General features: G+C 40.0%; 5 protein-coding genes and 1 pseudogene. All 6 read right to left on the bottom strand.

Annotated features, from left to right (window positions below; all coding sequences use genetic code 11):
- Position 1: 1 nt before the first annotated feature.
- Positions 2–79 (bottom strand): annotated as a pseudogene (locus FJR05_RS28085) (hypothetical protein); the annotation flags it as partial.
- 354 nt (positions 80–433) lie between these two features.
- Positions 434–2,620, bottom strand: coding sequence for a polysaccharide biosynthesis tyrosine autokinase (locus FJR05_RS24580; RefSeq protein ID WP_168646526.1), 2,187 nt, complete (start codon positions 2,618–2,620; stop codon positions 434–436).
- A 162-nt stretch (positions 2,621–2,782) separates the two neighbouring features.
- Complete coding sequence (locus FJR05_RS24575; RefSeq protein ID WP_168646525.1) at positions 2,783–3,910, bottom strand: aminotransferase class I/II-fold pyridoxal phosphate-dependent enzyme; 1,128 nt, start codon at positions 3,908–3,910, stop codon at positions 2,783–2,785.
- A gap of 13 nt (positions 3,911–3,923) precedes the next feature.
- Positions 3,924–4,937, bottom strand: a complete 1,014-nt coding sequence (locus FJR05_RS24570) for an ATP-grasp domain-containing protein (protein ID WP_168646524.1) — start codon at positions 4,935–4,937, stop codon at positions 3,924–3,926.
- 11 nt (positions 4,938–4,948) lie between these two features.
- Positions 4,949–6,190 carry a decarboxylase gene (locus tag FJR05_RS24565; RefSeq protein WP_168646523.1) on the bottom strand — a complete coding sequence of 414 codons (1,242 nt, stop codon included), beginning with the start codon at positions 6,188–6,190 and terminating at the stop codon, positions 4,949–4,951.
- 290 nt (positions 6,191–6,480) lie between these two features.
- A complete protein-coding gene (locus tag FJR05_RS24560) occupies positions 6,481–11,172 on the bottom strand; it encodes a MupA/Atu3671 family FMN-dependent luciferase-like monooxygenase (RefSeq protein WP_168646522.1) in 4,692 nt (1,563 codons plus the stop codon).
- Positions 11,173–11,347: the final 175 nt, after the last annotated feature.

The raw sequence follows: 11,347 nt of genomic DNA, 5'->3' as shown, positions 1-11,347 counted from the left end.
GACCGTGCATTCCCAACATTCCCAAGAACAGGGGATGATGTTCGTCAAACGCACCGATACTCATTAAGGTAGTGGTGACGCAATACTACTCGGTTAAGGAAAAAGGGGAGTAAAACCAAGAGAATTGTACTAATTCCATTGGAAATTTTTCCTTTCTCAAACAACTACTTTATTCGGAAATCTTTGGTGTAATCTTGAGAATGATTAGTAATATTATTTAATGGTTTTTCACCAAAATTTACAGTTTATATTGTCTATTCTTCAATAATTATCAATAAATGGAGATTATTGACAATTAATAAAAACTTAATTTAATTCTGAAACTCTTGTAAATCAACACTTGCAGGTTATTTTCTTACGTCGAACTCAGGTTATCTTCATTTCTCACTGTTGACTGGGCGCAGGCCCTGCGCCCCTACATAGCTCTAAGTGGTTAAATTTTTACAGATTCTTGAGACTCCAGATTAATTGTTTGTAAATAGTCTTCTTTTTGAAAGTAGTAATAGCTATGGGGTTCATTTTTCATAATTACACCATTAACTACCTGTCCTAAGACATTTTGACCAGATTTTGCTAATAGTTCTTTAGCCAAAGTTGCATTCACAGAATCAACTACACCAGGACGGACTACTAATAAAACACCATCAGCCATTTGTCCTAAAGTAACAGCATCAGCAGCCACATTTAAAGCTGGTGTATCCACAATGACAAAATCATATTTGTCAGAGAAGTTAGCCATTAAAGTTGCCATGCGTTGTGAATCGAGAAGAGATGCTGGACTGGGAGGAACTATGCCAGAAGTCAAAATATCTAAATTAGGCATGACTTTTTTAATTGTCGCAGTAATTTCTTCCTGTTTGAAAATTAAATTACTTAAACCTTGATTATTGATTACGTCCCAGATTTTATGCTGAACTGGACGGTGCAAATCTCCATCTATTAATAAAACTTGCCTGTCCATTTGTGCCATTGCTGTAGCTAAATTAGCCGCTACTGTTGATTTACCTTCTTGGGGTACAGAACTCGTGACAACAATAACTTTTAGCTCTTTATCAGCACTGATAAAATTCAGGTTTGCCCTCAACATTCGATAAGCTTCACTAATGGAAGAACGAGGGAAATCTCGAATTATAACTCTTTGAGTGTAAAATTCATTTGCTTCATGATTTTTAGAGAGTTTTTTCCATTTGGTAGCAGTAGGGATAACTCCTAATAAAGTTAACTCTAGTAATTTTTTAGCTTCATCAATAGTCTTAATAGATTTATCTTTCATTTCTAGAATATAGATAGTCATAAAAGCTGCCAGTATACTCATTAATCCTGAACTTAGATAGGAAATCATGACAGAAGAAATAGGTTCATCAGGAACTTGAGCGGCGGATAGTTTAGTAGCATTACCTAAGTTCTGATTTTCAGCTATTCGGCTTTCCTGGAGCTTCTGAAGTAACAGAGAATAGGCAGATTGTCCTGCTTGTAATTTACGTTCTAACTGCCGCTGTTGTTCTTCTAATCTGGGTAAATTATTCAATCTTTTTCTATAAGCAAATTGTAACTGCGACAAAGAATTAGCTTGACTGGCTAAACCGAGTCGGTTAGATTCTAATTCTACTAATTTACTAGAGAGTTCTTGTTGTAAATCACTCAATTGTAAGTTGCTTTGTACTGGTATTTTATTTTTGCCTAAAGCCTGGGATATTCTATTATCAATAACTTTGTTTAAAGAAGTGATTTTATCTTGTAAATCTATAATTTGTGGATGATTATTCCGTAAAACAGTTTGTCTATTTGCTAATTGTGATTGTAGCTGTTGGATTTCTTTAAGAATATCTTGAACTCCAGATATCTGACTCACAGAAGTCATGGCTAATGCTTGTTTTGGGTTCATTCCCAATTGCCGACTAATTACTTGATATTGTGAATTAATATTAGCTAATTGAGATTGAGTATCGTTAATTCTTAATTGTAAATCACCAATAATTTCTAGTGATTTAGTGGCTTCTTCTTGCAAGGAAACAATCTGATTTTTCTCTTTAAAATCTGCCAATTCAGATTCAGCATAACGAACGACTAATTCAGCTTTTGGTAGTTGTTTTTCTATAAATCGTCGGGCTACGGCTGCTTCTGCTCTGCGTGAAGATACATTTTGCTCTAAATAAACTTTGATTAGCTCATTGACAACTTGGGCAGCAGTGTTTGGGTTAGTATCGCTGTAGATAATTTGCAGAGCATCAGCACCTTTAACATCTTTGACGGTAAGGTGATTGAGAAATACCTTAGTTTTTAAGGAAGACCCTTTACTATCTTTGAGATTTAATCGGCTAATAATTGTTTCTAAAATAGGAAGGGAACGAATTACTTCTACCTCTGTGTAGAGAGGATTACTCTGTTGCATTAAAGGATCTAATTTGCCTATTTCTGCTCCTAGTCCTGTAATAGAAGAAGTAGTATTACTTCTTTGAAAACGTAATTTACCTTCTGCCAAATAAATAGGTTTCTTTAAAGATGTAGCTAACTGTGTAATCACGAAAACAGAAATAGTAATAAATAAGGTGGCCAGCCAACGACGTTTGAGAATTGTCCAATATTTTTCTGGGGATATAGAAGATTCTTGTAGTTCCATAAGAAATTTACTTTGTATAGTTCTCAAATTGGAAAATAAATGGCTTTAATATAGAACTCATATTTGATTTTTGAGAAACATTAGGTATTGTAGAGTGCGTCAGATATTACAAATCTGTTTATTGATACAATTTATGCGGTCTGACGCACCCTACGTATCTTTTCATAAATCAAATATTATTCCTATAGCATCAATTACTCTTACTAAATCTTCATCTGTTAAATTAGAGCCAGAAGGCAAACAAAGTCCATGTAAAAATAAATTTTCGGCTACTTCACCACCAATATATTCACATTCAGAAAACACAGGTTGAAGATGCAATGGTTTCCACACAGGACGGGCTTCAATTTGTTGTTTAGCAAGTTGGATACGAATGTATTCTCGATCTGCACCAAAAGCTTCTGGAGTGATTGTTAAAGCTGTTAACCAGCGAGTAGAATGTCCAAAATTAGCTTCGGGCATAAATTCTATTCCTGGGATATTTCCCAACGCAGATTGGTAAATTTCAAAGTTGCGCCGTCTAGCTGCTACTCTGTCATTTAAAACTTGTAATTGACCTCGACCAATACCTGCGAGAACGTTGCTAAGACGATAGTTATAACCGATTTCTGAATGTTGATAATGGGGGGCAGAATCGCGGGCTTGAGTTGCTAAAAATTTGGCTTTGGCAATTAATTGATCGTCATGAGAGACTAGCATTCCTCCACCGGATGTGGTGATAATTTTATTACCATTGAAGGAGTAAATACCAAATCGCCCAAATGTACCGGGAGAAAGTCCTTTGTAGGTAGCACCTAAAGCTTCGGCGGCATCTTCAATTAAAGGAATGTTATATTGATCACAAAGTTTGAGAATTGGTTCAATATCTGCACTTTGACCATATAGATGTACGACTATAACTGCTTTGGGTAATTTACCAAAATAGGCGCGTTTTTGTAAAGCTTCCTGCAACAAGTCTGGGTTCATATTCCAGGATAGGCGATCGCTATCAATAAAAACTGGTTTCGCCCCTAAATAAACAATTGGATTAGCGGTGGCTGCAAAGGTCAAGGTGGAGCAAAAAACCTCATCTCCTCTGGTGACTCCAACTAATTGCAAAGCTAGGTGTAAAGCCGCAGTTCCTGAACTCACAGCAGCAGCATGACTAGCACCAGTTATTTGACAAAATTCCTGTTCAAAAGCATCAACATGGGGACCTATAGGGGCAATCCAATTGGTAGCAAATGCTTCTTTGACAAATTCTAATTCTTGGTTGCCGATATGGGGAGTGGAGAGGAGAATTGGCTTCATGGTTTTTTATTCTTTATCGTTTAAAAGTGATCAGGCGATCGCATTTGGCACTGATTATATTAGTCTGAATCTTTAGCCATTTGTCATTGGGCGTTTCCCCATTAGCCCAAGCAATCAAGGCTGCGGGAATATTTGCTCCGGCTACATGAGAAAATGGATATCCACCACCAAAACGCGGGTTCATTTCTAATACATAGTTACCTTTTTTTGTGACAATTACATCACAATCTAAGTTGCCGATATGACCTAGTTTTTGTCCAATTTTCTCACCTAGTTTTTCAAGTTCCTGATTTTCCACTGTGATAGCCCTATCTGTTTCTCCGGCTCGCATGGTTAGCTTCCGCTTCACAAAAGTGGTAACATGAGAAGTTTCTAAATTATTAATGATATCAAGACCATGCTCTTGTCCAATTAGCTTTTCTTGAATTAAGATACATTTCTCAAAATCAGTAGAGCTTACCGCCGCCAAAAATGACTTTTGAATAGCTTTTTTTACAAATCGGTAGGCTAATTCTAATTCTTCATGATCTTCAGGATATTCAATGCCAATTGATGCACTTCCCCAGCGGGGTTTAATTACTAAAGGAAAATCTATTTCTCCCCGGTGAATTGCTGCTTTTGCTTCTGCCAGAGAAAGATAAGTTTTTGGTGTAGGGATACCGATTGTTTCTAAGAATTGAAAAGTTGCCCACTTGTCAAAACAAATATTAATAATTTCTGGTGAAGAGACAACTGGGATAGTTCCTATTTTCAGAAATTGCTCACGTTGTTTTGCTAAATATGGTAGTTCTAAATCATTGAGAGGAATTAGTAACTTGACTTCTTTCTCCTGACAAATATATAGAAGCTTATCAAAGTAATCACTATCATTTACAGATGGTAATAAAAAACTTTCATCGGCTTCCTGTAATGCTGGGGCTTCTAGACTGGCATCACCAGCAAATACCAAGCCTCGATTTTCTAAAGCTGCTTGAAAGAAGTTTACCAAGTAATTTCTTCTTCCCGCACAAGTTAACATGATATTCATATTTTTACCTTTCATATTACATAGGTAGAAAACACATCTTGAGAAGTTTCTTGTCGTCTGATTAATGTATATTTTTCCAGACTAGATTCATAGCCAATAATAGGAGGATTTGGACGAATAAAAGGTGGTTTAAGGACTACTGTATATGCACCTAAATTTTCAAAAACTGCATAATCACCAATCCCAATTTTATGAGGATAATCTGGATATAAACAATCATGTTCCATACAAGTATAGCCAACTAAATCTACTGGACTAGTTAGTTTCTTGGTTGGAGAATTTTCCTCATCACTATAAATTTGTAGTGATAATTTTTTATCGGTTAAAGTCGGTTTGACATTGTGAATACTGCCAACTACAAGAGCAATTTGGCGTGATTTTACTGTTTTAAGTCCTACTACTTTACCGACAAAACTGAGAACATCTGCAACAATAGCTACACCTGGCTCAATAATTAGTTCTGGACCAGAATCATCAGGAAATCTACTTCTTAATTGCGGGGCAATTCCTTGAGCATATTCCTGATAACTGGGAATATAACAGTCAAATTGTGCCTTTAAATCATCATTCATTTTTCCGAAAAAACCACCGCCAAGATCAATAAATTGAGGTAGCTGATTCTGGAAATAATAATCGCTGAGTTCGATAATTTTCTGTGTCCGTAACTTATAGGATTCTACACTTCTTGTTGAAGTAGAAATGTGACAATGCAATCCCAGAACCGAGCAATTATTCAATTCTTGGAATATTTTAAAAACATCATCTAGTGCGCCTCCTTCCACATCAAATCCAAAACGAGAGATTCTACCTGCACCAACATCAAAATTACATCTTAAACCTACAGCAATTTTCTGTTCTGGTAATCTTCGTGCTAATGCTGCGACTATTTCTACTTCTTCCAAACAGTCCAAGTTAACAATAGAACCAGCGAGAATTGCATTTTCTAGGTCTTCTGGAGACTTGAGGGGACCATTGAAGATGATTCTAGATGGAGAGACACCAATACGCAAAGCTAGATCATACTCCATCTGAGAAACAACTTCCGCGTAGCCGCCTAAAGAATCTACAGTTTGGCATAACTTAGGAATGTAGTTAGTTTTATAAGAATAGCCTAAGTTGGTATGGGGATAAATCGAGCGAAAACTATGCAGAAACTCTTGATAATTACGTTTAAATTTATCCAAATCAAGCAGAAAAAAAGAATCACCAAATTCTTTTTCTAAATTGTGAAGTGTTTTCCAAGAAAGTTGCATTTTTAGTTATTTGATTCAGTATTGATGAAGAAAAAGTTCAGAAGCCCGCCGACAACCCCCTTCCCCGCGAGGAAGGGACGTAAGCATTCAGCTATCAGTGGTCAGCAGTCAGCTAAAACCAGATTTTAGGGGTTTTGAAGTGGGGAGACTGACATCAGTAATTAATATTCAGAATGCTGATCAATTCAATTCTTGCTGATAGCTGATCTCTGACGGCTGAATGCTTACGAAGGGACTATGATTTACTGTCTTATTTGTTGTTGTAGAAACGTTCCATACTGGATGAATATTTATTGAGATATTGCCATTAAATCAACTTGGAGATCATGGGATTTATTCGCAAAAGTTTGTGCGGAAATCTGTCTGGCGAGATCAGTTATTGTGGGGGATTTAAATAAACTAATTAAAGGTAAATCTACATTAAATGCTGAGAGAATTTCCTTAATTAATCGGACGGCAACTAAGGAATTACCCCCTAGATGAAAGAAATTGTCTTGAGTTCCCACTTGCGGAATCTGAAGCACTTTCTGCCAGATTTCCATGAGGGTTTGCTCAATATCATTTTTAGGTATTGTTGTATTTACACTATCTTCAGACTGAACAACTAACAGGGGAGCAGGTAAGGCTTTCCGGTCAACTTTATTATTAGGAGTGAGGGGAAATTTCTCCAAGACAACAAAGTTAGAAGGAACCATATACTCAGGTAATAGAGAGAGTAAATATGCTCGCATAGTTGCCGGAGATGGCTGAAGTCCCGGCTGTGGGAGTAGATAGGCGACAAGGCGCTGATCTCCAGGGATATCTTCACGAAGGATAATCACGGCTTCCCGAACTGCTTCATGACGGCTTAAAATCGTCTCAATTTCTCCCAATTCAATCCGGTGTCCCCGTATTTTTACCTGAAAATCCATCCGTCCTAAGAATTCCACATTGCCATCTCTTCGGTAGCGAACTAGGTCGCCAGTCCGGTATAAACGGGCAGTGGTATCATCACTAAAGGGATTAGGTACAAACCTTTCTTGGGTTAATTCTGGTCTGTGCAAATAGCCCCGTGTCACGCCTTGACCGCCAATATATAGTTCACCAGCGACACCAACAGGCACAGGTTGCTGATTCTTGTCGAGAATGTATAACTCAGTGTTGGCAATAGGACGACCCAGGGGAACTATACCATCAACTTCAGCTAGAGTATGGGTTGTTGACCAGATGGTGGTTTCGGTCGGACCATACATATTGTGAATCTGTCCCGGAATAATTTGCTGAAGTTGATTTGCTAAGGCTTCAGTCAAGGCTTCACCACCAACCATCATTTGCCGAAGTTGCCCCATAGCCTCGTAGTTAGCGGTTTCTGCCATCAATAAACCAGCCATAGAAGGGGTACATTGCAGGTGTGTTACTTGATGACGTTTGATCAGATCAGCTATAGATTCAATATTGCCCTGTTCCCTGTTCCCTGTTCCCTGTTCCCTTTGTTGGTAATTAGCCCGTGCCTTCAATTCATTCAGTAGGGGTAGTTGAGATAGCACTGTATCTGTATCTACGCCATAGTCAATCAGACAGGCGATTTCATTGACACCAATGGCTTTAATCCGATCAACCATCTGCAAACAGGTGTCCACAGTTCCAAATAGACCACTAGTTTCAAAGTACCGTTCAAAGGAGAAATCTAGGACTTCCGCCATATCTGGGTCAGATAGATGGGATACGGCAAACTGTCCTTTGTCGTTGGTGGTTTTCTGTTTGAAAGTGGGGAAAGACCAGGCTGCAAGTTTGATTAAATCGAGGGAACTTGCCAAGTATTGCCGCATGGGCTGACGAACAATTTCTTTGACAATATCATCACTTTCTCCCACAAAAGTATGTATCATCAGGCTGACAATGCCTTCGCCAGAATGTCCGTTTTCTGCATAAGCTTGCCGATAGATGGCAATTTTGGCGGCTAACTCGTCTAAACTTTGCCCCAGTAAGTGAGTCAAAATATTAAAGCCTCTCGCACCTGCCATTTGGAAGGTTTCGGGGTTGCCGGCGGCTGTGATCCAAACGGGAAGGGTGGGTTGAATGGGACGAGGTAGGGTTTGTACTTCGATGATTTCGCCTTTACCGTTGGGATATGGTAGGGTTTCTCCGCGCCAAAGTGCCTGTACCTCCTCGATTTGCTGGAACATTATTTCCTTGCGGTTCTCGAAGGTTAGGGGAGAGAGGATAAAGTCATTGGGTTGCCAGCCAGCCCCAAAGGATATTCCTACCCGACCGTTGGAAAAGTTATCTACTAAAGACCAATCTTCTGTGAGTCGCACGGTGTTATGAAGGGGGGAAACACAGCTACCTGCACGAATTTGGATGTTTTTGGTGGTCGTGGCGATCGCTGCACTGCTCACTACAGGATTGGGGAATAAGCCACCAAAGGCATGAAAATGATGTTCTGGTGTCCAAACTGCTTTAAAGCCGTTGGCATCAGCAAATTTAGCTCCCTCAAACAACAGCCGATACTTTTCCGCCGCATCTTGCCCTTGTTCATGGCTAGAAAAGTAAAAGAGACTAAAATCGGTATGTTGTAATTTATTTACGGCTATGGGCTGTTGGGACTTAGACTGCTGCCGTTCTTGTTTGGGGTTATAGATAACTACTTTAAATCCCCTAGCCAATGTCCAGAACAGTTCCAAGACGGAAATATCAAAGGACAAACTTGTAACTGCTAACCATACTCCCGGTGGTTCATGGTCAATGACAGCATCCATACCCGTGAAGAAGTTAACCACATTACGATGTTCTACCATCACACCCTTGGGTTTCCCTGTAGAACCGGAGGTGTAAATTACATAACTCAGATTTTCGGGTTTAACTCGACTCTGGGGATTTGTGGTGGGTTGTTGAGTAATTTCTGCCCACAGCGTATCAATGGGGATAATGCGGACATCATGATCAACAACGAGATGGGGAATTAGGTTTTCCTGGGTTAAGATGACGATCGCTTGGGAATCTGTGACCATGAAAGCCAGACGATCTGCGGGGAAATCGGGATCAAGGGGAAGATATGCCCCACCGGCTGTGTGAATTGCCAATAAGCCGATCATCATTTCTAATGATCTTTCTAGATGAAGACCCACGATTACATCGGGACCAACTCCCTGTAGTTGCAAATAGTGCGCTAATTGATTGGCTTGGGCGTTTAATTGCCGGTAAGTCAATTCTCGGTCTTGGAAGACGACAGCGATCGCATCAGGAGTAAGTTCTGCCTGAATTGCCAATAACTCATGGATACACAGATCAGTCGGGAAGGGTTCGGTTGTGTCGTTCCAATCCACCAAAATTCGCTGTTGTTGGGCAACGGAGAGTAGTGGTAATTGATGCAGTGATTGTTGAGGATCTTCAATACAAGCGGTGATTAAACTCTGAAGTTGCTGAACAATGGCTTTAGAGTCAGTGTTATTGAGTGACCCAGTATGTACTAATTCCGGTAAAGTTCCATCTTCATAAGCCACCAAAGCCATAGACGCTCCCAGGGATTGCCAATCTATTTGATCAGGGGACGCAACAAGAGCGATCGCTACAGGCAGAAAATTATCATCACCACCTCCATTCCCATCCCGCAATTGTGGATAACGTCTCAACAGCGTATGTCTAAAGCTACCCAAACGAGAGGCATCATCTAGGGCTATTTCAAATCGCCGTTGAAAATGATTGAAAGACTCATTAACCTGCACTTCGACTTCGCTCAGTGACCGAGTTTGCACGCGAATCGGAACTCGTTGGGCAAATATTTCGGGAGCAATACTGCGCTGGGAATCGGTTTGCAGTCCTAGATCAAATTCCGTTTCGGTTGTCAGTCGCCCACAGTAAGCAGCAAACATGGACAACAGAGATTTCGCTGCTACCTGCGCTGTTAACGACAAAATAGAATAGCGGTGCATGGAGATATCTGGTTTTTGACCAGATGTTGCCAATGGTAAATAGGGATGCCGAAAAGCTGCAAGCTGCATCAACTGTTTTGCCCAAGCTGGTTCATGACGACATAAGACAGCATTCCGTTCAGTAATTGCCTTTCTGATCTTGGTGTCAATTACCGGTAGGATATCACCGACGCGGACACCATAATCTGCTTTCAACTGTGCTAGGGAAATATCTTTGCCGCTTAATGTGCTGAACCCACTTAACTGCACAGCCCCATCTATGGTGGCGACACACATCCCTTGGGAATCCAGTCTCAGCACTTGTCCAGGAGTACCGTAGTCAGATGTAATTGAACGGGCAGATCCCACAACAACTACCCCTCCTGGTAGCCAAGTTTTGGGTAGACCCAATTCATTGCGAGTTGGACCAAAATCTAATGCTTTGACCAGATTACAGATATCTTTACTACTAACATCATAGGAGATCACAGAGGCGGCATCTGGGCGATCGCTAGGGCTAAAATAACTCCGTTGCGATAGGTCTTGAGGATAAGCCTTGGCAACATCAATTACTAGTTCTTCTACCAGTTCCCCGAAGGAACTAACTGCGGCATTAAAGCAGCTAATATTCAGATTAAATACTGTATCATCTGCCAAAATTGGCACAGATGTTTGTTTAAATATCCGCCCAGCATCAATTTCAGCAGAGACTTCATGCCAAGTAACAGCATATTCAGTTTCACCGTTTAGCAAAGCCCAAGAGGTTGCATATAAGCCAGCATACTTTGGTAAGGGCGAGTCATGGTAGTTAATTGTGGCTTTTTTTGCCTGGGCAATCACATCCTCTGGAATGATCCAGTGAATATTATTAATACTGAAAAGATAATCGTACTCAACACCCAGGAGGGTTTTATGAAAAATGGTTCGAGAAGCCGCATGGGTAATGCCATGTTCCTGTGACCACGTTTGTAAGGAATTATCTGTGGAATACACTCCCAACACTTGGCAGTCTTTCTCTTTCTGTAACAGAATTTCTAAGCAACTTAAAGCGAGAATACCATCGCCGACAACAAAACAAGAAAAGCTGGACATAATTCATTTATCCTCGTGAATTTGCACAAATTTTCTGGGTATGAATGAGAGATTGAGGATAGATCAGAAATCACCTGAGTTCGGTGTTAGGAGTTTCTCCTTCGGAGACGCTACACGAACGGAGTTATGATTTTTTCAACGAGATCATAAGGGTTTGAGACTCATACTTGGGGCG

It is taken from the genome of Dolichospermum sp. UHCC 0259 (genome assembly GCF_009711935.1).
GTDB lineage: Bacteria > Cyanobacteriota > Cyanobacteriia > Cyanobacteriales > Nostocaceae > Dolichospermum.
This window is presented reverse-complemented; position numbering and strand designations above follow the sequence as displayed.

What these genes read in the sequence shown, in the direction of transcription:
- FJR05_RS24575 (WP_168646525.1), bottom strand. Translation starts at nt 3,910, where the DNA reads ATGAAGCCAATTCTCCTCTCCACTCCCCATATCGGCAACCAAGAATTA.
- FJR05_RS24580 (WP_168646526.1), bottom strand. Translation starts at nt 2,620, where the DNA reads ATGGAACTACAAGAATCTTCTATATCCCCAGAAAAATATTGGACAATT.
- FJR05_RS24570 (WP_168646524.1), bottom strand. Translation starts at nt 4,937, where the DNA reads ATGAATATCATGTTAACTTGTGCGGGAAGAAGAAATTACTTGGTAAAC.
- FJR05_RS24565 (WP_168646523.1), bottom strand. Translation starts at nt 6,190, where the DNA reads ATGCAACTTTCTTGGAAAACACTTCACAATTTAGAAAAAGAATTTGGT.
- FJR05_RS24560 (WP_168646522.1), bottom strand. Translation starts at nt 11,172, where the DNA reads ATGTCCAGCTTTTCTTGTTTTGTTGTCGGCGATGGTATTCTCGCTTTA.